Origin of the sequence: Tritonibacter litoralis (assembly GCF_009496005.1) — a bacterium.
GTDB lineage: Bacteria > Pseudomonadota > Alphaproteobacteria > Rhodobacterales > Rhodobacteraceae > Epibacterium > Epibacterium litoralis.
This window is the reverse complement of the sequence record NZ_WIBF01000001.1, coordinates 349,404-374,930: the sequence shown is the minus strand read 5'-3', so window position 1 is coordinate 374,930 and position 25,527 is coordinate 349,404. Positions and strand designations below refer to the sequence as shown.

Here is a 25,527-nt window from a genome sequence, read left to right as displayed (position 1 = left end):
GCGTTAGGACACGTTGCAAGGCTTGTGCGTGCATCTTATAGAAGGCCCATGACCGATAAAGATCCCAAATCCCTGATTTCAATTGCTCGTGAGAGTGGCAACACAACCGAACCCGAGGCGCTTGACCTTGGGGCGCGGGTGCGGGAGCTGCGCAAGGCACGCGATTGGACGTTGGAACACGCCGCAAACCAGGCCGGTTTGGCGCGATCCACCTTGTCCAAAATTGAAAACGGGCAGATGTCACCGACCTATGAGGCGTTGAAGAAACTGGCCGAAGGGTTGGAGATTTCGATTCCTCAGTTGTTTACACCGCCGAAGCGGGAACAGGTCAATGGCCGCTTTACGGTGACCAAGTCAGGACAGGGCGCGGCGCACGCCACCGCCACCTATGAGCATGAGCTACTGGCGGATGGTCTGTCGCGCAAGCAGATGCTGCCTTATCGGGCGCGAGTGCGGGCGCGGTCCATGGATGAATTTGATGGCTGGGTGCGTCACGACGGAGAGGAGTTTCTGTATGTCCTCACAGGCGTGATCAAGCTGTTCACCGAGTTCTATGAACCCATCGAAATGCGCCGCGGCGACAGTGCCTATTATGACGCGACGATGGGGCATAACGTTGTCTCTGTCAGTGATGAGGACGCCACCATTTTGTGGGTGACGTCCTTGGCGTAACGCATTGGATTTGCGTTATTCTTCTGCAAACAGAATGCGCAGAACCACATGTCCGATGCCAACAGCGATCAACTGCATAACGATGAACATCACGATGTGGCCGGGGTAGATACCGGCGAAAGTATCCGAAAAGCCACGTGCAATGGTGACAGCCGGGTTCGCAAAGCTGGTTGACGATGTGTACCAGTAGGCACCCGTGATATAGAGCGCGACCAGAGTTGGGATCGCTTCGGGCTTGCTGCGCAATCCGCCAAAGATCACAAACAACAGACCAAAGGTCGCCACGATTTCCGAGAACCATTGCGATACGCCGGTTCTGTGCATTGTGGCAGAGGTCTGCAGGATCGATTGGTCAAACATCCAATGACAGGCCCAAACGCCGAGGATCCCGCCGATGATCTGGATCAGAACATAAGGGCCAAAATCTTTCCACGGCAGGTCGCCGCGCAGCGCAAAGGCCAGAGACACAGCTGGATTGAAATGCGCGCCGGAAATCGGGCCCAATGTGGTGATAATGGCAAACAGCATACAGCCTGTGGCAATGGCGTTTGCCAAAAGGGCCAAGGCCACGTTCCCCTGCGCCAGTGTTTCCGCCATGATGCCGGACCCGATGACGCTGATCAGAAGAAAGGCTGTCCCCAGCCCTTCTGCCAGAAGTTTCTGCGCGTTCATACCAGCTCTCCAATACGCTTGAGCTCAGCTGTCAGGGCGGGCAGTTCCAGGTTTTCGAATTTGACCTCCAACAGAGCTTCTGCCCGTTTTTTCAAGATAGTATAAGCGGTTTTGAAGGCTTCATCCCATTCTGGTTCTTCCGCTGCAGCAGGGTCTTCGACACCCCAATGGCACCGCACCGGCGCGCCTGCCCAAACGGGGCATGTTTCGCCGGCAGCCGATGCGCAAACGGTGATGACAATATCCATCCGTGGCGCGTCCGGGCCGCCGAACTCATCCCAGGATTTGGATCGTGCGCCGGATACGTCGTGTCCAAGCTCGGTCAGCAGCTTGATCGACTGCGGGTGCACTTTCCCTGCGGGCTGCGATCCGGCCGAAAACGCCGTGACGCGATCTTTGCCCAATGTGTTGAAGATCGACTCCAGCAGGATCGATCGGGCTGAGTTTCCTGTACACAAAACCAGAATGTTCATTGCTTGTATGTCCCTTGTTAAGACGTGCTGTGTGTTGGGGTGAGATGTCCGATTTCATCGATCCGATGCTGCAGGGCGTAGGGATCGAGCCGGTCAAACGGCAGCCAGGTAAAAGCCTGGATGCGGTGTTTCAGAATTTCAAAAGCCGACCGCATTGCCACCTTGGTTTGTGTGCCGTCATGCAGCGGGTTTGCGACGCCCCAGTGGGCATGAAGCGGGCGGCCGGGCAGGTGCGGTAGCTCTCCGTTTGCGGCTTGATTACAGACGGTCACAACCAGATCCATGGTCGGCGCATCGTCGGCCTGAAACGGTGAAAGCCCTTTGGAGGAGAGGCGCGAGACATCATATCCCCGCGCCGCAAGGGTTGAGAGCGCCTCAGCGTTTGGCGCTTCGGACGGAGTGGTGCCCGCGGAATAGGCGATGAATTTGCCCTGACCTTCGCCGTTCAACAGGGCCTCTGCCAACAGGGAACGGGCCGAGTTTCCGGAGCAGACAAACAGAACCTTGAGCGGTCGGTCCAAGCTGGGTTGGGGGATCGGCCTATGCGCGGGAATACTGCAAACATCCGGTCGGTTTTGGCAGCACTCTGAGAGCAATGTATCAAACATGCCCTGCAATCCATCCAGCCGCGCAACGTAGCACAAGGATGTGCCCATGCGGCGTTGATCGATCAAACCGGCGTTACGTAATGCCGATAAATAGGTGGATGTGGTGTTGGCCTTGAACCCCAACGCCTGCGCCACCTCACCTGCGGGCACCGCATCTGGGTAACGCCGGACCAACAGCCGAAACAGGGCGAGCCGGTTTTCATGCGCCAGGGCAGAGAGCTTATCTATGACGTTTATTTCCATAATTCATGAAATATAGAAATATGCTGTAAATGCAAGAAAAAACCGCACCGTTTGAGCGGTGCGGTTTTTAACGCTGTGTATGCGTGTTCCGTTGGTTACGGTTCAATCCACCATACTTCAGGCAGAAAATACGTGGCGCGATCGCCGTAAATCGGAATGTGGTCAGGGTACTTCAGCTCTTGGACATGGGCGATAAATGCCGCGTCATATTGCCAGATCGGGATCACATAGCGCCCAGCGGCCAGAAGGCGATCCAGGGCGCGGGCTGCCGCCTGGAACGCTTCGCTGCTGCGTGCAGCAAGCATCGCGTCAATCATTTTATCCACCGCCGGATCGGTGATGCCAGCCAAGTTGCGCGACCCGGGTTGGGTTGCGCCAGACTGTCCCCAGTACAGATATTGCTCATTCCCGGGGCTCAAAGACGCTGATCGCCGGATTGGAATGATATCAAAATCAAAGTTGCTTTCCCGCTCAACATATTGCGCGTTGTCGACCACATCGATCTGCAATTGGATGCCAAGGCGTTCAAGAGCTTGGCCATAGATATCAGCGATGGATTTGTTGTCCTGATCCGATTGCCGGATCAACATGGTGAGCGTCACGGGATCGCTGTTTTGGCATCGCAATGCGCCATCGCTGACCGAACAGCCCGCCGCGTTCAGCTGTTTGACAGCCTTGCGCAGGTTCTTGCGATTGCGCAGGCTGCCGTCCGAAATGGGCTGAGCGTAACCTTCCAGCGTGCCTGGGATGAGGTGATCCGCAAAAGGCTCCAACAGAGTGGCGGTTTCGCCAGAGGCCGGACCAGGCAAATGCCCCAATGTGGAGCCCGAAAAATAGGATTGGATGCGTTTCTGCTGCCCACCGGTAATCGTCTCATTGATGTATTCAAAATTGAAGGCCAGCGTCAGCGCATCGCGCACGCGCCAGTCATTCAACGGCGCGCGGCGTGTGTTGAGTGCCAGACCGGTCATGCCCGTCGGTTTTTGATGCACGATCTCGGACTGAATTACCTTGCCATTTTGAACACGCGGGAAGTTGTAGGCGCTGTGCCACAGGTTCGCGTTGTATTCGCGATAGGTGCTCAGCTCGCCCGCCTTGAAGGCTTCAAACATAACGGTGCCATCACCAAACAGTTCAACCCTCAAGGTGTCCGCGTTTTGCGTTCCTTTTCGGATGGGCAGATCCTGGCCCCAGTAATCCGGGTTCCGTTTCATTTCCAGGAAGCGATTGGGCTCAAAATCGCTTACCACGTAGGCAGACGAAGAAATCGGCGCTTCGCTCAGGCCAGAGTCGGCAAAGGACTTCCCGTCCCACTGCGCTTTTTTCAGAATGGGACGCAGGCCTGCGATCAGGGCCAGTTCACGGTTGTCTGACGAAAAACTGAGTCGGACTTTTCCCGGACCGGTTGTTTCAATTTTGGAAACACTGTTCCAAAAACTCCTGTAGCGGGAATGTCCGGATGTGCCCAGCGTCTCATAAGACCAGATCACATCCTCAACTGTGACCGGACTACCGTCCGAGAATTTGGCGGCGGGGTTCAGGGTAAACTCGACCCATGATCTGTCGTCAGGGACCTCTATCGATTCGGCCAAAACACCATAGAGTGTGAAGGGTTCATCCAGGCTGCGGGTCATCAGGCTTTCGGCAGCCCAAAATCTGTAGTGCCACGGGGTGCTGCCCTTGCGCACAAATGGGTTCAGTGTGTCAAAGCCGCCAGTGGCGCCAAACGTGATTTTGCCGCCCTTTGGTGCGTCTGGGTTCACATAGGGGAGGGACACAAAATCCGGTGGTAGTGCAGGGTCTCCATACATAGAAATGGCGTGAGTCGATTCTGCTTGTGCCTGAATCGCGCAGAACAGTGTGATGATTCCGGCCCAATGGCCGAAAGGGCGAGAGAAAAATTTCGGTGCCAATTTCGCAACAATCCTGATGAGGCCTTATTTTCATAGGTGGGGACGCTATCGGCTCATGTGGTTCAAATCAAACTTTTAGCTTGGACCAAGGCCGGAAATTGCTTATAAAGGGATCACTGCTCGATAGGTTTCTTGCCTGTATGAAACCTGCCTCAATAACTCAACGCCCGCTTCGCGCGGGCGTTTTTTTGTGCAAAATCATTGCATCTGTCTTGGGGCTTATCCGTATTTTTCGGACTTCAAATCTGTGCCAACACCGTTTCTTTTGCATCTGCAGCATGCCAAAGTGCGCGGACCGTCGAGATAGCTCATTTGGAGGGAAGAGGCCATGGTATTAAACGGCAAAACTGCGGTTGTGACCGGATCAAATTCAGGCATTGGTTTGGGAGTCGCACGAGAGATTGCGCGGGCCGGGGCGAATGTGGTGTTGAACTCCTTTACGGACCGCGAGGAAGATCACGCGCTGGCAGCCGAGATCGCCAAGGAGTTTGGCGTAGAGGCCCGGTATATTCAGGCCGATATGTCAGACGGGGAACAATGTCGCGCCCTGATTGAAAAAGCGGGCGATTGCGATGTTTTGGTCAACAATGCTGGTATCCAGCATGTGGCGCCTATTGATGAATTCCCAATGGACAAGTGGAATGCCATCATTGCGATTAACCTAAATTCCGTGTTCCACACAACGGCAGCGGCACTGCCAAAAATGCGCACTGCCGGCTGGGGGCGCGTCATTAATATCGCCTCTGCCCATGGGCTTACAGCATCGCCGTTTAAATCAGCCTATGTCGCCGCCAAACACGGCGTGGTGGGGATGACAAAAACGGTTGCGCTTGAAACAGCTGAGGAGCCGATCACCTGTAACGCAATTTGCCCAGGATATGTTTTGACCCCCCTGGTTGAGGCGCAGATCCCAGACACCATGGAGAAATACAATATGGGTCGGGAAGAGGTGATCAAAAAGGTGATGCTGGAACGCCAGCCCTCGCGTGAGTTCGCAACTGTCGAGCAGCTGGGTGGCACAACGGTGTTTTTGGCGTCCGATGCTGCCGCGCAGATCACGGGCACAACCATCAGCGTCGATGGCGGCTGGACGGCGCTTTAATGGCGTTAACTTGGAAAACGAAAGGCGCCAATTACGGCGCCTTTTTAATCGGTTACTTGTCTTTTTTAATGTCCGGATCGTCCTTGGAATTAGGGTAGACCAACCCGGCCGAGATCACCAGTTTCGCAGCGTCTTCAACATTCATGTCGAGCTCAATGACGTCTTCTTCCGGGAAATACAGCAAGAAGCCCGATGTTGGGTTTGGCGTCGTCGGGACAAAAACGCTCAGCAATTTACCACCCGTTTCGGCCTTCTCGGACACTTCGCCTTTGGCCGGTGTTGAGATAAAGCCAATGGCCCAAATACCTTTGCGCGGGTATTGGATTAAACAGGCGCGCTCAAAGCTCCGTTCGGATTGGGCAAAAACCGTTTCCGAGATCTGTTTGATCCCAGAATAAATCGAGCGCACAACCGGCATGCGGTCCACGAGACCCTCGGCAAAGCTGATCAGCGACCGGCCCAGAATGCCTTTTGCAATCCAGCCGACCACAATTGTGAATAGCAAGAAGATGATCAACCCGACGCCACGCAGGTTGATGCCAATATATTGCTCTGGCAGGAAAGTATCAGGAACCAGCGGCAGCACGACGCCGTCGATCCATCCCATTGCCGTCCACAAAAGCCAGATGGTCAGACCAACTGGCGCAATCACAACGATCCCAGTCAGGAACGAGGATCGTAGTTTCGAGAACAGGCCCGGTTGCCGGTGCGGCTCTTCGTCAAATGGCGTCGTCATTATTCGTCAATTCCGTTAGATGCCTGCAACTTAGGGGGCGACCGGTGATCCGACAATGGGTTGATTGAAGCAATTTCCACAAAGCTCACTGAGCGATCAGTTCTTGGGCGATTTGCGCCGCGAGCTTTGCGTTGTTTCGGACCAAGGCAATGTTTGCCTCCAATGAGCGTCCTTCGGTCAACTCAAAGATCCGCTGCAACAGAAAGGGCGTGACCGCTTTGGCCGTGATGCCTTGCGCATCCGCTTCGCTTTGGGCCTGTGCGATAATTGGCGCCAGAACCTCGGCTGGGATTTCCGCGTCTTTTGGGATCGGATTGGCAATCAGCTGCCCACCCGGCAGCCCCATCGACCGACGTGTGACAAAGGCACGGGCAATGTCAGCGGCGGTGTCCATGCGCAGCGGGGCAGGGAGATCGGATTGCGCCGACCAGAAAGCCGGGAAGGCATCCTGACCAAAGGCAATCACCGGAACACCATTTGTTTCCAGGAATTCCAGGGTTTTCGGGATGTCCAGGATCGCCTTGGCTCCGGCGGCGACCACATTGACAGGGGTGCTGGCCAGCTCGGGCAGATCAGCTGAGATGTCAAAGCTTGTTTCTGCGCCCTTGTGCACGCCGCCAATGCCGCCAGTTGCAAATACGGACAGGCCCGCCAGATGGGCTGCGATCATTGTGGCCGCAACCGTGGTTGCGCCGGTTCCGCCGGTGGCCATGCAGGCCGCGATATCTGCGCGCGACACCTTGGCGACATCTTTGGCCTGTCCCAGTGCCTCAAGCTGTTCGGGCTCAAGGCCGATATGCAGCTGACCTTCCAATACTGCGATCGTCGCGGGCGTTGCACCTGCGTCGCGGATGTCTTGCTCCACCAATTTGGCGGTTTCAACATTGCGCGGGTAGGGCATGCCATGCGTGATAATGGTGCTTTCCAGTGCAACAATGGGGCGTGCTTGGGCCTGGGCGGCTGCAACTTCGGAGGAAAATTGGATATTCATGATAGTATAGTGTCTCCGGAAACATAAGAGGCCGCGGCAGCAAGAGCCGCATTAAGGGCATCCGACGGGGATGCGCCCTGAATTTCAGCAGCGATATGGGCCGCCATAAACGTATCTCCCGCGCCGGTGATACGTGTGACATTCACTTTTGGCGGGGTTTGAGAAGTGATGAGATCTGGGGTGCCAAATGTTGCATCGCGCCCGCCGTGGGTGACCATCACCCGCGCCGCTCCTGCGTCCAACAGGGCACGCACAGCGTCCTGACTGCTGTCAAACAAACGATCCACCAGAATGCCTGCTTCTTCGAGGTTAACATAAAGCGTCCCACGGCTGTGGGTCAGAAATGGCCGCAAGCGCTCTGCTTTGCCAGGTGAAGCCGGCGCGATCCGCAAATCTGCATTGGAGAACAGCGGATTTTGGGCAATCTCTTGCAGCAATGCCAGGGTCAGATTGCCATCCAACGCAATAACTCCGGAAAATGGAGATGTTTCGCTGCCCAATCGCCCATCCGTTAAAGGAGCAAGGATTGCGTCGCCGGCCGCCTCGAGGGAATGCGCGTCGGCGATTGCGGCAATCAAACCATTGGCACCTTCGATGGCCATATAGCAGTCTGTGGGTAAATCGTCTGGGCGGTGAACAAATTGCATGTCGAGACCCAGATCGGCGCTGGCCTTCATAAGGTCATCACCTTCGGTGTCTTGACCGATTGCCGTCAGCGCGACAGGAGACAGGTCATATTTGGCGAGCGCTTGCGCGATGTTGAGGGCAACACCGCCCGGCAGCCGTAAAATGCGACCAGGGACGTCATTGGATAAGGCCATATTGCGTGGTGTGCGCCCAACGATGTCCCACAGCACTGATCCAATACAGATGACCTGAGCTGGCATATGCGAAACTTCCTTTGCTGTTCGTGTTGCTATGGCAATCTTTTTGTCGCATCGCAAGCGGCTTGGGGATGGCGCGCAAAGGGGCGAAGGGTCCGGTTTCCGCAGGTTTGCTTTTGTTTCCCGTCGGGCGACCATTCTCGCTTATTTGACGCTAGCCACAGCGTGACAGAGGTGGTTAGACTGAAATCAATAGAAAACTTCAAGCAATTAACCGTGGGAGAGCGTGCTGCGGGTCCTGTTGCGCAAAAGTGTTTATGTGATTGCCGGTGCGATGGTTTGCTGGCTGCTGTGCGGTGTGACCGCTTTTGCGCAGACGGAAAAGCCAACTCAGGTGCGCTTTCGAGCGGATGAAACACGTTTGTTTCTGGACATTGTCTTCAACGATCATGATACGGCTAGCTGGGCTGACACTGCAGGTGCGACCCAGGTGTTTGCACAGATTACGGATGGAATTGTCTCGTTTGGCGGAACCTTCGCGCAGACTGATATCCGTGGCATCCGCCAAACGGACTCTGCGACACATATTGCGCTGGAGGTGGAGATCCCACCGGATGCGTTGACGGTACAATTTTATTGGCCACAAATGCTGGGTCCGGTTGTGCTGCAGCAGCTTGACGTTTCTGAACCTTTTAGCGGGATTTTTCTGCGCGGACGTCACAGCGAGCCGATCCTGATCAGAGGTGGTAGCGCCAGAAGTGTCGAAGAGATTGCGTTTCAAAACCTGCAACTTGGGTTCATGAAAGCCTGGCCGCGAGACGTCGGCATGATCCTTTTGGCTTTGGTGATCTTCCTAAAGCGCGGCAGTATTGGTCCAATGGCGGCACAATTGGCGTGTTTGGGACTTGGCTTCAGCCTCGCGGCGGTTGCTTTGCCTTATGTTCACTGGTCCCCAGATCAGAGGCTTGTCGATTGGGCGCTGCCTGTGCTGACTGCGGTCCTGGCTTTAGATAATATTCTGTTCCGTAATTTGCAGATTTGGCGGGGGGTGTTGTTATTTGGGTTCGGCGCTTTGCAAATATCTGTGTTTGCCACATCGATAGAGAACGCGGGCCTGCCTATCACGCATCTCTTGCCCGCTTCAGCAGGGTTCGGGGCGGGGAACTTTATTGCCTTGTTGACATGGGTTTGCGTGGCTTACGCGGTGATCGGTCTGTGGCTTGGTCGCAGCTCAAAGTACCGCGGGCGGGTTATAATGCCCACGAGCCTGACGGTGATCGGTTTTCTGATGTATCAGATCTTTTTGTGATTGCAGACTGGCCGCCGGTGCTCAGCTCATCACGGCTTGGAACCGATGTAGCGTCGCCAGCGGGTCCTCGGTGCGCCAGATCTCATCACCGACGCCAAAGAAATCTGTAAATGGCGCGACCTTTTGGATCGCGTCCTCGGTCAACCCGCCTTCGGCCACAACCGGCACCTCGATCATCTGGGACCACCACTCAAACAAGTCCGGTGTGGCCTGTTCGCCGTCGCCAAGGCCCGACGCGCCGATGGGGCCAAAAGACACATAATCCACGCCTGCTTCGCCAGCAGTCATCCCATCATGGCGGGACGTGCCACAAAAGCTGCCCACAATGGCGTCCGTGCCCAGAGTTTTGCGGGCATTGCGAACCGATTTCGTGGCATCGGTCAGATGCACACCGTCCAGACCCAGACGTTCGGCCAGAACGATGTGGTCGGAAATCACCAAGGCCACGTCGCGCGCAATGGTGACCTCGCGCAGGGCGTCGCTGGCCCGGCTCAGCGTATCCTCATCACGGCTGGCCAGATCCAAACGCACGCAGGCGATGTCTTGGGCGTCCAACACACGTGCTAGCTGTTCGCTAAAGCGGGCAAGCTCGAACGTGGGAGGGGTAATGAGATAGATCTGCGGCTGCTCGGGGGCTTGGGCCTGGTTTTCCATTCCGCGGGCTCCTGTTTGACGATTGACAGGTATTTACCGGAAATGCTGACGGACGCAAGGATTTGTCCTATGGAAAAGATAGGTTTGATGCAGCGGCAGGGCCAACACACACCTTGCCCCCATGTCAGATGCCCATTAGAGCAAGGCGGATTTAACGGAGAATGCGATGCCCGGCCCGACCCCTCAGCCTTCATTTGTCTTGGTACGCCCTCAGATGGGCGAAAACATTGGCGCAGCCGCGCGGGCGATGTGGAACTTTGGGCTGGATCGGATGCGGATTGTTGCCCCGCGCGATGGCTGGCCAAACCAAAAGGCTGTTGCGATGGCGTCGGGCGCAGGGAGACTGTTGGATGAGGCGCAGCTGGCGGGCGATCTGGCCGGTGCGCTTGAAGATTGCACCTATGTCTTTGCCACAACCGCCCGTCCACGGGAGCTGACCAAACCGGTTTACAGCCCCGAAGCGGCGATGAAACTGGCCGCGGATAAGATCAAAGCCGGTGAGAAAGTCGCCGTGATGTTCGGCCCCGAACGCGCCGGGCTGGAAAACGAGGACATCGCCAAGGCCAATGCGATCATTACCGTGCCCGTGAACCCAGAGTTTGCGTCGCTGAACCTGGGGCAATGTGTGTTGCTGGCGGCCTATGAATGGCGCCGCCAAGCCGAAACGATCGAGCATGAAGTGTTTGATATCGGCAAATCCGATTGGGCCACCGGTGTTGAGGTTGAGGCATTGGTCAAACACTATGAGGACCGGCTGGAGGAGGCGGGCTATTTCTATCCGCCGGAAAAAGCGCCGGGGATGAAAGTTGTATTCCGCAATCTCTGGAGCCGGATGCGCCTGACCCGGGCGGATGTGCAGATGCTGCACGGCATCATGCGACAGATGGTCCGTTGGCGGGACAATCGCGACTGATAAAGGCTATATCATACATCGCCTGGATCAGCTGAAGGACACAGAGGCAAAGATGAGCAATCGCAGTATTTTCGAAGACGTAGGTGGCGCCAAGGAAAAACAAGCCGCGCCCACGCCCGGATTGTTGGATCGCGGTCACGACGGTGCCCGCAAATGGATCCGCATGTGGTTGGGCATGTTGTTTGTTCTGGTCGTGGCAATGATCACGGTTGGAGGGCTCACGCGGCTGACAGACAGCGGTCTGTCCATCACCGAATGGCGGCCCATCACGGGGGCCATCCCGCCAATGAATGCGGCGGACTGGCAAGCGGAATTCGACAAATACAAGCAGATCGATCAATGGGCCATCCAGAATAAATGGATGGAACTCTCTGATTTTAAACAGATCTATTGGTGGGAGTGGGGCCATCGCCAGCTGGGACGCGTGATTGGTCTGGTTTGGGCGGTTGGGTTTCTGGGCTTTGCCGTGGCACGTAAGATCCCAACCGGTTGGGCCGGTCGTCTGGTGCTCCCAGGCCTTCTGGGCGCGGTCCAAGGGGGCGTTGGCTGGTGGATGGTACATTCCGGCGTGACCCAGGGTGAAGGTGTGACCACGGTCGCCTCTTACCGGCTTGCGATCCACCTTGGTCTGGCGTTTGCTATTCTGGGCCTTCTGGCCTGGGCGATGATGGGGCTGGGACGCAGCGAACAGGATTTAATGCAAGCGCGTCGCGCAAAAGAGGCAAAACCATTCAGCCTTGCCACTGGTTTGATGCATTTTGCCATGCTGCAGATCCTGCTGGGCGCATTGGTGGCGGGCATTGATGCGGGTCGCTCCTATACCGATTGGCCGTTGATGGGGGGGCAGGTCTTCCCACCCGAAGCCTTTGGCTTGGAACCAATGTGGCGGAACTTTTATGAAAACCCCGGGCTGGTTCAGTTTATTCACCGCGTCAGCGGGTATCTGTTGTTGGTCTTTACTGTTGTTGTCTGGCTCAAAGGACGGGCAAGTGCCCATGCAAACACCCGTTTTGCCTTTAACGCGGTGATGGTGGCCGTGACATTCCAAATCCTTTTGGGCATTGTGACCGTTGTGCAGGCCGCTCCGTGGCAAACAGCAATTGCACACCAGTTGGTGGCCGTGTTGGTCTGGGTTTTGATCCTTCGGGCGCGGTTCCTGTCGGCCTATCCTATAAGCATTTCGATCAAAGATCATTGATAAGGATTTCGAAGACATGACGGCATTTGATGAACTGATGACGTTCCAGCGTGAAACACAAGCGCTGGCACAGGTAGCAGGCCGTTTGGGGTGGGATCAGGAAACCATGATGCCGCGCGGTGCGGCTCCACAGCGCGGTGAAGAGATGGCAGCAATGGAAGCCGTCTTGCATGCGCGCCGGTCCGACCCGCGTGTGGCCGAGTGGCTGGCTGCGGCAGCGCCCGCCGATGAGGTTGGCCAGGCGCAGCTGCGGGAAATCAAACGCGGCTATGATCGCGCGGTAAAAGTTCCAGCGGATCTAGCCAAGACATTGGCCCGTGTCACATCCGAAGCGCAGGGAAAATGGGCCGATGCGCGTGCCAATGAAGACGTGGCGGCCTTTGTACCCGTCCTCGAAGAAGTTGTCGCTCTGAAGCGCCAGGAAGGCCAGGCACTGGCCGAAGGCGGCGATGTCTATGATGCGATGATCCAGGATTATGAGCCGGGCACAACCGCGGCTGAGATCAGCGCGATTTTTGATGCGATGCGCCCCGAGCTGGTTGATCTGCGCGCCGCCGTGTTGGACCAGCCAGCCCCAAAAGGCTTGGACGGGCGTTTTGATGCCGGAAAGCAGATGCAGCTGGCACAGACTTTGGCCGAGGCTTTTGGCTATACCATGGCCCACGGACGTCTGGACAAAGCGGTACATCCCTTCTCATCCGGCAGCGGGTTGGATGTGCGGATCACCACGCGCACCAGTGAAACCGACCCGTTCAACTGTTTTTATTCAACAATTCATGAGGTTGGCCACGCCTGTTACGAGCAGAATATTGCTCGCGACTATCTGTTGACTCCATTGGGTAATGGCGTCTCGATGGGCGTTCATGAAAGTCAAAGCCGGATTTATGAAAACCAGCTGGGCCGCAGCCGTGCATTTACCGGATGGCTTTATGGTCAAATGCGGGATGTGTTTGGGGATTTTGGTGTCCCAGATGCAGAGGCGTTTTATGCGGCCGTCAACAGCGTCCACAATGGCTACATACGGACCGAAGCGGATGAGTTACAGTACAACCTGCATGTCATGCTGCGCTTTGATCTGGAACGCGACCTCATGAGCGGTGCGCTGGATGTTCGGGACCTGGAAGAGGCCTGGAACGCACGCTTTGCCAGCGATTTTGGATATGCGGTGGACAAGCCGTCAAACGGCTGTTTGCAGGACGTACACTGGTCCGTGGGGTTGTTTGGCTATTTTCCAACCTATTCGCTGGGCAATGTCTATGCGGGCTGCCTTTATGAGGCGCTGCGCGCTGCCGTTCCGGATCTGGATACGCAACTGGCCCAGGGTGATACATCCGCGGCCACCACGTGGTTGGGTGACAATCTTCAGCAACACGGAGCGTTGCGCACGCCGCTTGCGACCATTGAACATGCCTGCGGCCATGCGCCCAACCATTCGGCGCTGATTAGCTATCTCAAGACCAAATTCGCAGATCTTTATGATCTGTAACACGGACTGAAAAAGCCGGGCAATCAGCCCGGCTTTTTGTTAGATCAGGGCCATACGCTCCGCGCGTTCGGGGTCAGGGAAGGGCCGGTACAGGCCAACATCCACATGCGCGATCAGGTTTGAAACGCCTTCATACAAACGCTCGACCTCCTCGTCCTTTTCACCAAGAACCCGGAACGCGCTGTCCAGCTGGATCATATCGTCAAACTCGACTTCCAGCAGGAAGTCACGGCAGGCATCATTGGCCAGATGCAGTTTGCGCCGCAGCAACCGCCAATCACGTACAGTGCCACGCTCTTGCAAATAAGCCATCCATTGATCAACCGCATTGGCAAAGGCCAGCGCCTTGGCCTCATGCACCAGATCGATGGAACAGTGATACAGGTTCATCGGGTTCTCCTCCCCTTGAATGAAACTGATCAATCATAGCGGGCCTGGCTTAGCGTCAGGTTAACCGCATCACGGGCCATAGCCTGTCATTTCCAGATACCCTTTGCCGGAATGGCTGCCGGTTACCTGCACCGGGCCTTCCCAATAGGAAAAGGAGGTTGCCATCCAGGCGTTTGGATTGATCGCCGTGACTTGGATATCGACACCTCGATCGGGCAGTTTTACGTGCCAAGTCGTTGGGATGTCATCAGATACGGCGCTTTCAAACCGCAAGGGCTTGGCGGCAAAGGCACCGACGGGCAGGGGAAAGGCTTGGCCGGTTTGGTCGATCCAGGTGCCCGAAGAATACACCCCCGATGTGCCGCGCAGCAGGAAGCCCATCAGCTTGGTGCCATCCTCAAAACGCAAGGAAAACCAGTCCCATCCGCTTTGCCCCTCGTCCAAGGGTTGGCTAGACCATTCCCGATCCAGCCAGGCCTGCCCGGTGACCGGAATGGCAGAGCCGTCAGGGGAGACAACGCCCGTGACCTCAAAATGCGGTTGGGAATAGTAGTAACTGGCCTGACCGCTTTGGGATTTTACGGAATACCCGTTTTCCCCTTGCAGGACCAAAGGCCCCGTCGCTGTGAGCTGCAGATCATAAGAGAAATCATCGCCATTTGCAGACAATTGCAGCGCGTCCAAGGAGGCGTCCGCGCCGTGCATGTGCCAGTCGTCTATCCACGCGGCAAATGGATCAACCGAGACGCCCGCCTGCCCAATTCCCCCACGGGAGAGCTTCTCTGCCACCTGGTGTGTTTCGGGCGTCGTCAAGGCTGCATGCGCCAGCCAATATTGCGGGCTGTCCCATCCGTCGGTCTCATATGGTCGCACGGCCGAGCGGAACAGGGTCCATTGTATCCCATAGTCCTGACCATCTGCGTCCTGCAAGTTGGCCGTTACATACCACCATTCGATGCGAAAATCGGGATGGGGACCGTGATCTTGTGGGAATGCTGGGGCTAGGGTTGGATCTGGGTTTTGAAACCCATCGCCGGCCTTTTGTCCAAGCCCCGCGTAACCTTGCGCAAAACCAGAACCGGGCAGGAGTGCCAGCAACATTGCAAACAACAGTCTAACGCTCATTGGAAAAAACCTTCAAAAGCGCCGCGGGCGAGATCCGATAAAGGCGCCAGGCTGTCGGCGCGCAGGCAATCACAGCCGCCAGGGATGCAAGAAGAACGGTGCGTAACCAGCTGTCCGGAAAGAGAAACATCGGCAGTTTCCAGCCAAAGGCCAGGGTATTTGTCACCGATAAAAGCACCCAGGCAAGCAGCAGTCCCAAGGGAACCGCCAAAAGCGCGGTCAAAAGCGCCAGGCCAAGGCTGCGCAGCACCTCCAACACAGCAAGCTGCCGGGTCGCAAGACCCATAGCCCAAACCGGAGCCAATTGCGGCAAGCGCTGCCCCCACAAGGCGGTGAAACTTGTCAGCAAGGCGAAGCCCGATACCCCAAGAGTCAGAACATTTAACGTGGCTGTAACGGTAAAAGTCTGGTCGAAAACCTGCAACGACTGCGCACGCAGCTGATTTTGATCCAGAATTGCCGTTCCCGGCAAATCAAACACCTGCCTGAGCTCCGTTTGAAGTTCTTGGTTCGCCCCCATAACAACAGCGACATTGCGCAAAACCGCGTCAGGAACGATTTGGAACAGGGCATCACGTGACATAATGATCTGGTGGTTAGGGTTGCCATAATCCGGGTAGGTCCCCAAGATCATAGCGTCGCCCAGTTTGGGAAGGGAGATGCTGTCCCCCGCCCAAAGGTTTCTGGCACGCGACAGCTGTTCGTTGACCATCACGCCCTCACCCTGGTGAAGTTTCGCCCAACCGTCAGGAGTTTCAGACAACATTGGCCAGCGTTCTGCGTAATAGGGTGTGTCAACCACGCCCCATAACCGCGTGGGATGCGCGGCGCTTTCCAAATCGCTGACCCACAGGGGCCGTGTTTCCGCGCTGTTTTGATCCAGATAAGCCAGCAGCGGCTGTGCCTGATCCGCCGTCCCAACGGACACATAAAGGTCAGCGGAGAACCGTTGATTGATCCAGTTGACAAAGGTGAGGCGAAAGCTGGATGTCATTGTTTCAACACCAATATTGGTGGCGACGGCCAAGGCCAGTGCCATCAGCGGGACGCTCATCACCCCAAGCTGCGCGCGCATGTCCGCCCAGATCCATTGGGCCATACCTGGCCGTACACGGGTTTCGAAAAAGCGCATTACAAGCGCTGCGCCAATAGGGAGCAGCAAGACAAAGCCCAACATCAACGCGCCCATCAGCGCGAAACCCGCCAAAAGGTGGGGAATAAACAACAGGATCAGCGCAATTGCGAGCAACAACAGGCTTATGAACAGGTTACGGCGATTGACTCTATGCGTCACAAGGCTGCGCGCAGAGGCGGCTGTGCTTTGAAGGATTGGTAAGCGATAGACTTGTATCATCGAACTGCTTCCTGCAATTGTGGTGCCAACAAGCGTCATCGCCAATCCGGTCGCCGCCCAGGACGGATCCATGTTCAATTGTCCCGGCACCTTTGCGCCATAAAGCCCTGAAAGCGTTGCGTTCACGCCCGGCAACAGGAAACCAGCGATAAAATAGCCAAGGCACAGACCAATCGCTCCGGCCAATACCGCCAGGGTGAGCAATTCCGCCGCGCAGAGTGTCACCAGCGTCGATAAAGGCATGCCCAAACACCGCAAGGTCCGCATCATGCCGCGCCGCTGTTCCACGGCCAGTTTGATCGTGCTTTGGACAATGAACAGCCCCACGACAAAGGCCAGAAGGCCAAATGCTGTGAGGTTCAGGTGGAAACTCTCCGTCAGCTCACCCGGGGATGTGTTTGGCCCTTTAACCCATTCCAAGGGCAAGTCTTGGGGGAAGGCGGTCTGATTGTTTGCTTCTAAAACAACAAGATGCGACAGGTTTCTTACGCCTTCTGTCAAGACCTCAGCAACCGCAAGATCTGCAATCACCAATCCCCGCGGCAAAATGGGCGCGCTCTGCTGTGGGTAGGTGATAGGGCCCAAATCAGCCAAGGTATCCGGATGGGCAAAGATCGGGGTTTCCACGAGCAAAGGCGCAGTGCCGTTGGAGACAGGCTGGTCGGCGCCTTGCAGTTGGGGCACCATCGGATGGGACAAGAGGTCAATCGCCATCAGCTGAATAGGTCCATTGCCCAGATCGACTGTGCCCTCCCAAACAGGGGAAACCAGCCATCCCGCACGCCGCAGCGTGGCATAATCGTCTACCAGCAACGGTCGATCGGTCGCCATCAACCGATCGGCGCCAAAAAGCGCCAATCGCGTTTGCGCCTCACCATAGCTTGCGCGCGCGGTTGCATTAATGGCCTGTACCGCTGACCACAAGGCGGTCGACAGTGCGAGCCCAAGAACAATTGCCAGAAACTGTACCGGTGCCCGACGCCAATGCGACAGCAGGGCCAGCATGCCCCAGCGGATCATGTGAGCTGCCCGTGGCTTAGGTGAACACGACGTGCCAGCCGTTCCGCAATCGCAGTGGAATGCGTCACCAATAAAAGCGCTGTTTGTTCTTGGGAAACAAGATTTAATAGCAAATCCAGAACCTTGTGGCCTGAAGTTTCGTCCAGACTGCCAGTGGGTTCATCCGCCAACAGCAGCGCAGGCCGCACCGCCATCGCGCGAGCGATCGCCACCCGCTGTTGTTGACCACCGGACAGCTGGTCCGGCGTGTGATTGCGCAGATCGTCAAGTCCCAGGACTTCGCACAGAGCATCTGACCACTCCTGATCAAACCGACCTGCCAGCCGGGCGTGAAACCCAATGTTCTGCCACGCTGTGAGGGACGGGATCAGGTTGAATTGTTGAAAAACAACGGCAATTTTGTTCTTGCGCAGCTCTGCAAGTCCAGTTTCGGACAGTCCCGTAATATTTTGACCACAAACGGAAATATTACCTCCGTCGCCCTGATCCAAGCCTGCGGCCAGATGCAACAAAGTGCTTTTTCCAGATCCGCTTTCACCCGTCAGCGCCATGGTCTCACCGGCTGCCAGCGAAAGGGATACCCCATTCAGGATGCTGCGCCGCTGACCTTGTGACACAAAGGATTTGTGCACATTGTCAAACTTCAGGGTCAAAATGGGCATCCTTTTAAATTGAGATTGATATGCGTCGCAGGCTCTCGTTGAACCCACTGTTTAAGGGATAGTTCAAAGATCAAAAAATAAAAGCGCCAATTCCGTGTTCACTTGGTATTGTGCAGATGTTTCAGTATCATAGGGACCACAGGTTTGCGACGTTTTGTTACCGCTTTGCTTGCTGCGGCTGTGCAGTTCAATCACAAAAACGGTTGGGTGCTCAGCAGCCATATCGCGATGTCCATGATGTTGGCTTTGTTTCCTTTTGCGTTGTTCACGGTCTCCTTGGCTGGGGCTATTGCAGAGGTTTCCGCGCAGTCTATTGATATTGAACACGTTATGGAGCTGTTGTTTGGCAGTTGGCCAGATGCGGTGGCGTCGCCGATCAAGCATGAGGTCATGGCCGTTCTTGAGACATCCGGGCTGAAGCTGGTGACCTTTAGCGGGGTTTTGACCATTTATTTTGCGTCAAATGGCGTGGACGCGGTGCGTTTGGCGATGGTGTCTGCCTATCATGAGGATGACACGCGACCCTTTTGGATAGCGCGCGCCATCTGCGTCGCGCTGGTGATCATAGGTGCGGCAGGGCTGTTGATCGCCGCCGTGTTTGAGGTTGTCTTACCGTTGGTGATCTACTACCTCGCGGATCACCTCCCAGGTATGAGCGCCGAATTTGTGTCCACATGGGCAAATGGCTCAAACGGGATGCTTGTCCTTTGCGTGCCTGTGATTTCGGTCTTTGTCTGCCATTTTGCCTTGCCGGACCGGTTGCACAGTCTGCGCGAAATTGGGGCAGGGGCTTTGTTCACGGTTATCCTGTGGTGGGGCGCTGGGATTGGCTTTGCCTATTATATCGCTAGCTTTGCCCAGTATTCGGCGACCTATGCGGGGCTGGCCGGTGCGATGGTGGCGCTTGTTTTCCTGTATCTGAACGCAGCGATTTTGATTTTGGGTGCGGAATTGAATGGTGCTTTGATGGATCGAAACATCAAATCTACGGCGGATTGACCACATTGTTGCCGAAAGTGAAACAATAAGGCAGCCGTGACACAATTGCGCCATTTTGGGCCCACAGTCGGTGATTAACCATAATCCAAAGCGATCACATCAATTTGGAGCGGTTCCATGTCTCTTCTGTCAAAAACCTTGAAGGCCATCACCTTTTCGAACGGTCTTGAAAAGGGAAAAACAGCGCCCGTCCGCCTGTGGCAGCTGACCGAGGATGACGCAGAACTGCAAAAGCTTCAGCGCGAAATTGCCAAGAAATCCCTACAAGCGCCATCGCATCTGTAATGGATACGGGTCTTTGGGGCAGGTGACGTCAATCCCTGCCGCGAAAGCCCATTGCCACCACGAACTTCTCGGAACTGTCGGACCGGGAGGAGGGCGGTTTCACATTCATGACCTTGTCGAACTTCAGCTTCAGCAGCTTCTGCAGTTCACCTTCGGCGCCGCCTGCCAGAACTTTGGCTACAAATGTCCCGCCGTCTTCCAAAACGTCAAAGGCGAAATAGGCCGCCGTCTCGCACAGCGAAATGATACGCAGGTGATCCGTCTGTTTGTGGCCTGAGCTGGCTGCAGCCATATCTGACATCACCACATCTGCTGTGCCGCCAAGCCAGTCCTTGACCTTGTCATCGGCTCCGTCGTCCATAAAATCCAGCTGGTGGAATTCAGCGCCTGCCAAAGGTTCCACTTCTTGGAGGTCGACGCCAACAATGCGGCCGATGGATTTTCCGGATTTTTCACCCAGCGCATTGATCCGTTTGACCGCAACTTGGCTCCACCCGCCCGGCGCACAGCCCAGGTCCACCACACGTGCACCCGGCACCAGAAACCGGTATTTATCGTCCAGCTCCATGATCTTATAGGCGGCACGCCCGCGATAGCCTTCTTGTTGTGCACGCCGCACATAAGGGTCGTTCAATTGCCGCTGCAGCCATCGGGTCGAGCTGAGCTTGCGGCCACGGGCGGATTTCACCTTGACCTTCAGATCGCGTTGTCCACGACCGGACGTGTTTTTTCCTGTCGGCGTCTTCGCCATATCATCACCATATCGAAAGCGGCGCTCGGGCCACTTTACCACATCTTTGTCTTTGCCGGATTTGGGTCAGAATGGCCCATCTTCCAAAACACCATCCGCGCTCATCTGGGCATACAAGAGCCCCTCGCGCAGGCCCCGATCCGCAACCGTCAGCCGATCTGTTGGCCAGCACCGCAGCAATGTCTGCAAAATGGCTGAGCCGGACATGATCAATGCCTGACGGTCATCGCCAATGCGCGGGTCATGGCGGCGTCCGTTGGGGCCGAGGTCTAGATAGCCGCGTATGACCTTGTCAATCTGATCTGACGTCATCCGCAATCCGTCGACCTTGGTCCGGTCATATCGTTTCAGCCCCAGATGAGAGGCGGCAACCGTCGTCACGGTTCCAGAAGTTCCAACGATTTGAAAGCCTTCGCGGGCTTGCTCATCCTTATAGGGGGCAAAATCCGCCAGGCTTTCTTCAAAAAACCAGCTCATCAACGCAAAGCGACCGGAATCATCTTCCACGTCGTTGAACTGATCCCTGAGCGTGGCAACACCCAAAGGAACACTGATCCAATCCACAACCTTGGCTGCAGGGAAGGGTGAGTCGCCGGAATGGAACCCCGATTGCAGCCGCATAATTGCCGTGGGTCGGTCGCGGCGGGGAACAGACGATAGGTCAATCCACACCAGCTCGGTCGAGCCACCGCCAATGTCGACTACCAACAGCTGATCCGTCTTGGTCGACACCAGAGGGGCGCATGAAATAACCGCCAGCCGGGCTTCCTCTTCGGGTTTGATAATCTCAAGCTTCAGCCCGGTTTCCCGACGCACCTGGTGAATGAAATCCCGCGCGTTTTTGGCGCGTCTGCAGGCTTCGGTGGCCACCAGTCGCATATTGCGCACGCGGTGCCGTTTCAGCTTTTTCTGGCAGATTCGCAGGGCTTGAATGGTGCGCGCCATCGATCCACGCGACAGGCGCTCGGATTTCTCCAAGCCTGCGCCCAATTGCACAGACTTTGAAAAACTGTCGACCACATGAAACCCGCTGCCCTTGGGTTGGGCAATGAGCATCCTGCAACTGTTTGTTCCCAAATCCAAAGCCGCATAAAGCGCATCTGGGTCTGGGCGGGCAGGTGCCGTGGTCTCAACCGCGCGGGGAAACGCACGCGCACCTTTGGAACGCCTGGGCGCCATGATTCACGCCCTCCGATTATCGTGTTAACAACAGAATATGTCGGGCATTCCGACGGCGCAAGCAGCGCAGTCCATTTCTTGAGCATTTGCTGGAAAAAACTGTGGTGTGATTCATAATGAGTGTGAAGAATATGAGTTTCGTTTGATGTGGATTTTTGGGCGCCACCAGCGTATCTCATCCTCACACAAAACGTCGCTCTAAACGCATGTGTTGTCGAAAACCGACGAACACTGCTGCGGTGCTGATCGTAGGTTTCCAAGAATACCCAGACGAATGAGGGGGATCAGGTCCATGGCTGAGGTCACAATCGTATACTGGCGGGATATTCCAGCCCAAGTTATCGTTGGCAAAGGCCGCCGTGGGACCAAAAAGATTTTGGATGAACGGTTCGAGCAAGCGATCGACCGCGCAGCCATGAAGGTTGGTGCCAAGGATGCAGATGCTTATCTGGCAGAATGGCGCAAGGCGGATCCCATCTCTATCGAAGGCGAAGCGGCCGAGATCGCGGACGCCGAAGTTCAACGTCTGGAACAGGAATACGATCAAGAACGCCTGAAGGCCTTGATCGCCAATGACGGATGGGCGTAAGCCTGGAAGCTTTATGGGAGGCCGCGATGGCTTTGTTGAACTTTAAGAAACGTGACAGCGGCGCGCGGCCTGTAAATCCTGAAGTCGAAGCCTTCCTGAACGGATATTCGATCGAAGTGATGCCGCGCACAGCGGCCAAGGTTGAAAGCTTTCGCGATCTTCTGCCAGCGGGCACTCGGGTTTACATTGCCCATATCGATGGCACGCCGGTCGAAGAGATGGTTGAGACCGCCAAACGCATCAATGCCGAGGGCTTTCCGGTCATGCCGCATTTCCCGGCGCGCATTATCAAGGACGCGGCCACACTCGCCGATTGGATCGCGCGTTATCAGGGCGAAGCAGATGTCAAACAGGCGCTGCTTTTGGCCGGTGGTGTGAACCAGCCGCAGGGTGAATTTCATTGCTCGATGCAGCTGTTGGAGACCGGCTTGTTTGACAAGGCCGGGTTTACCAATCTCCATGTGGCCGGACATCCTGAAGGGAACAAAGATATTGATCCCGATGGCAGCATGAAGAATGTTGACGAAGCGCTTCAATGGAAACAGAAATTCTCTGAAACGACAGATGCTCAAATGGCTCTGGCGACCCAGTTCTGCTTTGATGCAAAACCCATTATTGAATGGGCCGACGCTATCAAAGAAGCGGGCGTTGATATTCCTGTCCATATCGGTATCGCAGGCCCGGCCAAACTGCAGACCCTGATCAAATTCGCCATTGCATGTGGGGTAGGGCCATCGCTGAAGGTGCTGCAGAAACGTGCGATGGATGTCAGTAAGCTGTTGTTGCCCTATGAGCCGACAGATGTGCTGACTGAGCTTGCTGCGCACAAGGCCGCAAACCCGGACTTCAACATCACCAATGTGCATTTCTTCCCGCTTGGTGGGATCAAAACAAATGCAACGTGGGCCATTGATAATGGCGGTGATGCCGCAAAACCTGTGAACTCCTGAAGGATCAAGTATGACCCGTACTATTATTGAATCTAAATCGAAAACCACAATCATGGGTTTCGATCAGCCGTTCACAGTCATTGGCGAACGCATCAACCCGACCGGTCGGAAAATCCTGAACGAAGAGTTGGAACGCGGTGATTTCTCACGTGTGGAATCTGATGCTCTGGCGCAGGTGGCCGCGGGGGCAACTGTGCTCGACATTAACTCGGGCGCGGTGTTCTCAAACAAAATGGCCGAAGATCCGCGGTATGCCGACAATAACTTTGTTGAGCCGGACCTGATGCGCCAATTGGTCAAAACGGTCCAAGCGGTTACAGATACACCGCTGTGTATCGACTCCTCGGTTCCTGGCGCGTTGGAGGCCGGTCTGGAGGCCGCCGAAGGGCGTCCGTTGCTGAACTCGGTCACCGGTGAGGAAGAGCGGCTGGAAATCGTTCTGCCGCTGGTCAAAAAATACAACGTGCCGGTTGTTGCGATTTCCAATGATGACACCGGGATTTCCGAAGATCCCGAGGTGCGTTTCGCCGTTGCGAAAAAGATCGTCGAACGTGCCGCAGATTTTGGCATTCCGGCACATGATATTGTTGTGGACCCGCTGGTGATGCCCATTGGCGCAATGGGAACCGCTGGCTTGCAAGTCTTTGAGCTTAATCGCCGTTTGCGCAACGAGCTGGGTGTGAACACCACCTGTGGCGCTTCCAACATCTCGTTTGGTTTGCCAAACCGCCATGGCATCAACAACGCATTTTTGCCGATGGCAATGGCCACAGGCATGACCTCTGCAATCATGAACCCGGTGGCGCTGCCCATTGGTCCCAAAAAGATTGCCGAGAAGAAGGCGGAGGTCGAAGCCGCTGGTATCATTCTGCCTGAGGGCATGGAGGATGAAGCCTTTGTCAAACTGTTTGGCATGGGGTCCACCAAGCCGCGCGCTGGAAAAGAGATGGAAGCAATCCGTGCGGCGAACTTCCTGACCAATAACGACGAAGGCGGCGCTGAGTGGATCAAGTTCAATAAGAAAGACGATGGTGCCGAAGGCGCGCGTGGACGTCGCGGCGGCGGTCGTCGTCGCCGTGGTTAACCTGGGTAATTGTTGACGTATGGCGGGGCTGGATCCAACACGGGTCCGGCCTTTTTTTCGATCTGCAAATGTTGTGTAATGAGAATTATGTTAAATAAATGGATGCCAGACTTGCCATTTACGGTGACACAGCCTGATCTACCAGCGTTTTAAGCTCGCCCCGCGATGGATATGCGCTGGACGGCAACAGCTGCGTGAAAAACACGATGGACAATTGCCGCTTGGGGTCGATCCAGAAATAAGTGGAGGCAATCCCACCCCAGCTGAAATCCCCAACAGATCCAGAGGTTTGCGCGCGTTTTTGATCCAACAAAACAGACCCGCCGAGGCCAAAGCCCATGCCACGCATTGGCTGTTCCGCAAAGCTGGTTGGTCCCATGTCTGCAATTTCCGATGGCAAATGATTGCGACGCATAATCTGCGCCGTTTTCGGCGACACCAGCTGATGACCGCCGACATTCCCGTTGTGCAGCAACATGTTGGCAAACTTCGCATAATCATCAATGGTTCCCACCAGGCCACCGCCGCCGGAAAACAATGTGGTGTCCAAAAACGGTGACCGACCGGCATCATCCACATCCTGGAGCGGCCCTGACGGTGCGGTGACCGTATTGACGTCAAACTGCCCGCCCGTGGTCTGTGAATACAGAACCGCAAACTGGTCGATTTGATCGGGGCGCACGCAAAAGCCTGTGTCCAGCATGGACATTGGATCCAAAATTTCTGCGCGCAAAAATGTGTCCAGGCTTTGACCGCTGACCACTTCGATCACGCGGCCCAGTACATCAATTGAAACGGAGTATTCCCATTTCTCTCCAGGCTGAAAGGCCAAGGGAAGCCGCGCCAGCGCGCTGACCTGTTGTTCCAGGCTGCCTTGGTCTGGCCCAAAGGAAATGTCGTTTGCAGCCATCAACTCTGGCACCAGCCCTGTGTTGAACGCATATGAAAACCCGGACTGATGGGTCAAAAGCTGCAATATGGTTGGGATCTGGGCCGCCGCCGTTTGCTCCGCAGAGGTCGCATCCACGACCAAAGCCTGCAAATCCCGGAACTCCGGTAAGATTGCATCAAGCGGTGTATCAAGCCGAAGCGCGCCGCGTTCAATCAAGATCAGAACAGCAAGCGATGTCACCGGTTTGGTCATCGAATAGAGCCGCACAACCGTGTCGCGGTCAAAGGCGGTTGCGCGCTGGAGATCACGTTGCCCTACGGCCGAGAAGAAACGCTCTTGCCCGTTTTGATGGATCAACACGGAGCTGCCCGCGTATTTCCCCGCCTGAACATAGGCTGTTTGCCAATGCGCGATCTGTTCAAGCGCGGAATGATCCAAATGACTTTTCCCTTG

Annotated in this window: 26 protein-coding genes; 11 read left to right on the top strand and 15 right to left on the bottom strand. The window is 55.8% G+C overall.

Going from position 1 to position 25,527, the window contains the following annotated elements; translation table 11 throughout:
* Positions 1–48 precede the first annotated feature (48 nt).
* Entirely contained in the window at positions 49–672 is a 624-nt protein-coding gene (locus tag GFB49_RS01800; protein WP_153214087.1) for a helix-turn-helix domain-containing protein, read from the top strand.
* Positions 673–687: 15 nt separating this feature from the next.
* Here GFB49_RS01800 and GFB49_RS01795 read toward each other — a convergent pair whose 3' ends face one another.
* From GFB49_RS01795 to GFB49_RS01780, 4 genes are all read right to left on the bottom strand, one after another.
* Positions 688–1,344 carry an aquaporin gene (locus GFB49_RS01795; protein WP_153214086.1) on the bottom strand — a complete coding sequence of 219 codons (657 nt, stop codon included), beginning with the start codon at positions 1,342–1,344 and terminating at the stop codon, positions 688–690.
* Positions 1,341–1,817: an arsenate reductase ArsC gene (locus GFB49_RS01790; protein WP_153214085.1), complete on the bottom strand. Its 477-nt coding sequence runs from the start codon at positions 1,815–1,817 to the stop codon at positions 1,341–1,343. Before GFB49_RS01790 ends, GFB49_RS01795 begins: the two co-directional genes overlap by 4 nt.
* Positions 1,818–1,834: 17 nt before the next feature.
* Positions 1,835–2,668: an arsenate reductase/protein-tyrosine-phosphatase family protein gene (locus GFB49_RS01785; RefSeq protein WP_153214084.1), complete on the bottom strand. Its 834-nt coding sequence runs from the start codon at positions 2,666–2,668 to the stop codon at positions 1,835–1,837.
* A gap of 95 nt (positions 2,669–2,763) precedes the next feature.
* The gene (locus GFB49_RS01780; RefSeq protein WP_153214083.1) at positions 2,764–4,479 is read right to left on the bottom strand and encodes an ABC transporter substrate-binding protein; all 1,716 of its coding nucleotides are present in this window, start codon (positions 4,477–4,479) and stop codon (positions 2,764–2,766) included.
* Positions 4,480–4,909: 430 nt separating this feature from the next.
* Between GFB49_RS01780 and GFB49_RS01775 the strand changes: the two genes are divergently transcribed.
* The gene (locus GFB49_RS01775; RefSeq protein ID WP_153214082.1) at positions 4,910–5,683 is read left to right on the top strand and encodes a 3-hydroxybutyrate dehydrogenase; all 774 of its coding nucleotides are present in this window, start codon (positions 4,910–4,912) and stop codon (positions 5,681–5,683) included.
* A 52-nt stretch (positions 5,684–5,735) separates the two neighbouring features.
* Here GFB49_RS01775 and GFB49_RS01770 read toward each other — a convergent pair whose 3' ends face one another.
* From GFB49_RS01770 to GFB49_RS01760, 3 genes are all read right to left on the bottom strand, one after another.
* Complete coding sequence (locus GFB49_RS01770; protein WP_153214081.1) at positions 5,736–6,419, bottom strand: DUF502 domain-containing protein; 684 nt, start codon at positions 6,417–6,419, stop codon at positions 5,736–5,738.
* 85 nt (positions 6,420–6,504) lie between these two features.
* Positions 6,505–7,410, bottom strand: a complete 906-nt coding sequence (locus GFB49_RS01765; RefSeq protein WP_153214080.1) for a pseudouridine-5'-phosphate glycosidase — start codon at positions 7,408–7,410, stop codon at positions 6,505–6,507.
* On the bottom strand, positions 7,407–8,297 hold the full coding sequence (locus GFB49_RS01760) for a PfkB family carbohydrate kinase (protein WP_153214079.1): 891 nt from the start codon (positions 8,295–8,297) through the stop codon (positions 7,407–7,409). Before GFB49_RS01760 ends, GFB49_RS01765 begins: the two co-directional genes overlap by 4 nt.
* 256 nt (positions 8,298–8,553) lie before the next feature.
* Between GFB49_RS01760 and GFB49_RS01755 the strand changes: the two genes are divergently transcribed.
* Positions 8,554–9,543 (top strand): hypothetical protein, encoded by a 990-nt coding sequence (locus tag GFB49_RS01755; protein WP_153214078.1) that lies wholly within the window; start codon positions 8,554–8,556, stop codon positions 9,541–9,543.
* Positions 9,544–9,564: 21 nt separating this feature from the next.
* Here the strand turns inward: GFB49_RS01755 and GFB49_RS01750 are convergent, their stop codons facing one another.
* A complete protein-coding gene (locus GFB49_RS01750; protein ID WP_153214077.1) occupies positions 9,565–10,197 on the bottom strand; it encodes a thiamine phosphate synthase in 633 nt (210 codons plus the stop codon).
* A 166-nt stretch (positions 10,198–10,363) separates the two neighbouring features.
* Between GFB49_RS01750 and GFB49_RS01745 the strand changes: the two genes are divergently transcribed.
* From GFB49_RS01745 to GFB49_RS01735, 3 genes are read left to right on the top strand one after another with little or no spacing between them, the layout of a single operon-like run.
* Positions 10,364–11,110: an RNA methyltransferase gene (locus GFB49_RS01745; RefSeq protein ID WP_153214076.1), complete on the top strand. Its 747-nt coding sequence runs from the start codon at positions 10,364–10,366 to the stop codon at positions 11,108–11,110.
* A gap of 52 nt (positions 11,111–11,162) precedes the next feature.
* A complete protein-coding gene (ctaA, locus tag GFB49_RS01740) occupies positions 11,163–12,308 on the top strand; it encodes a heme A synthase (protein ID WP_153214075.1) in 1,146 nt (381 codons plus the stop codon).
* A 16-nt stretch (positions 12,309–12,324) separates the two neighbouring features.
* Entirely contained in the window at positions 12,325–13,794 is a 1,470-nt protein-coding gene (locus GFB49_RS01735; protein ID WP_153214074.1) for a carboxypeptidase M32, read from the top strand.
* Positions 13,795–13,833: 39 nt separating this feature from the next.
* Here the strand turns inward: GFB49_RS01735 and GFB49_RS01730 are convergent, their stop codons facing one another.
* The 4 genes from GFB49_RS01730 to GFB49_RS01715 form a co-directional block, all read right to left on the bottom strand.
* Complete coding sequence (locus GFB49_RS01730) at positions 13,834–14,184, bottom strand: DUF6614 family protein (protein WP_153214073.1); 351 nt, start codon at positions 14,182–14,184, stop codon at positions 13,834–13,836.
* Positions 14,185–14,253: 69 nt separating this feature from the next.
* Positions 14,254–15,309 carry a lipocalin-like domain-containing protein gene (locus GFB49_RS01725; protein ID WP_153214072.1) on the bottom strand — a complete coding sequence of 352 codons (1,056 nt, stop codon included), beginning with the start codon at positions 15,307–15,309 and terminating at the stop codon, positions 14,254–14,256.
* Entirely contained in the window at positions 15,299–17,683 is a 2,385-nt protein-coding gene (locus GFB49_RS01720) for an FtsX-like permease family protein (RefSeq protein ID WP_153214071.1), read from the bottom strand. Before GFB49_RS01720 ends, GFB49_RS01725 begins: the two co-directional genes overlap by 11 nt.
* On the bottom strand, positions 17,680–18,345 hold the full coding sequence (locus GFB49_RS01715; RefSeq protein WP_153214070.1) for an ABC transporter ATP-binding protein: 666 nt from the start codon (positions 18,343–18,345) through the stop codon (positions 17,680–17,682). Before GFB49_RS01715 ends, GFB49_RS01720 begins: the two co-directional genes overlap by 4 nt.
* 144 nt (positions 18,346–18,489) lie before the next feature.
* Here GFB49_RS01715 and GFB49_RS01710 point away from each other — a divergent pair, with 144 nt between their 5' ends.
* Positions 18,490–19,344, top strand: a complete 855-nt coding sequence (locus GFB49_RS01710) for a YihY/virulence factor BrkB family protein (protein ID WP_246149569.1) — start codon at positions 18,490–18,492, stop codon at positions 19,342–19,344.
* A gap of 117 nt (positions 19,345–19,461) precedes the next feature.
* Complete coding sequence (locus GFB49_RS01705; RefSeq protein WP_153214069.1) at positions 19,462–19,629, top strand: hypothetical protein; 168 nt, start codon at positions 19,462–19,464, stop codon at positions 19,627–19,629.
* A 28-nt stretch (positions 19,630–19,657) separates the two neighbouring features.
* Here GFB49_RS01705 and GFB49_RS01700 read toward each other — a convergent pair whose 3' ends face one another.
* On the bottom strand, positions 19,658–20,380 hold the full coding sequence (locus GFB49_RS01700) for an RlmE family RNA methyltransferase (protein ID WP_153214068.1): 723 nt from the start codon (positions 20,378–20,380) through the stop codon (positions 19,658–19,660).
* Between the two features lie 66 nt (positions 20,381–20,446).
* Positions 20,447–21,559 carry a Ppx/GppA phosphatase family protein gene (locus GFB49_RS01695; protein WP_153214067.1) on the bottom strand — a complete coding sequence of 371 codons (1,113 nt, stop codon included), beginning with the start codon at positions 21,557–21,559 and terminating at the stop codon, positions 20,447–20,449.
* Positions 21,560–21,851: 292 nt separating this feature from the next.
* On the opposite strand from GFB49_RS01695, the gene GFB49_RS01690 reads away from it, so the two are divergent.
* The 3 genes from GFB49_RS01690 to GFB49_RS01680 are packed head-to-tail and all read left to right on the top strand — an operon-like array spanning position 21,852 to position 24,182.
* Positions 21,852–22,148, top strand: coding sequence for a virulence factor (locus tag GFB49_RS01690; protein WP_153214066.1), 297 nt, complete (start codon positions 21,852–21,854; stop codon positions 22,146–22,148).
* Positions 22,149–22,174: 26 nt separating this feature from the next.
* Complete coding sequence (locus GFB49_RS01685; protein WP_153214065.1) at positions 22,175–23,098, top strand: methylenetetrahydrofolate reductase; 924 nt, start codon at positions 22,175–22,177, stop codon at positions 23,096–23,098.
* Between the two features lie 10 nt (positions 23,099–23,108).
* On the top strand, positions 23,109–24,182 hold the full coding sequence (locus GFB49_RS01680; protein ID WP_153214064.1) for a methyltetrahydrofolate cobalamin methyltransferase: 1,074 nt from the start codon (positions 23,109–23,111) through the stop codon (positions 24,180–24,182).
* Positions 24,183–24,300: 118 nt separating this feature from the next.
* On the opposite strand, the gene GFB49_RS01675 is transcribed toward GFB49_RS01680, so the two are convergent.
* Entirely contained in the window at positions 24,301–25,512 is a 1,212-nt protein-coding gene (locus tag GFB49_RS01675; RefSeq protein ID WP_153214063.1) for a serine hydrolase domain-containing protein, read from the bottom strand.
* Positions 25,513–25,527 lie beyond the last annotated feature (15 nt).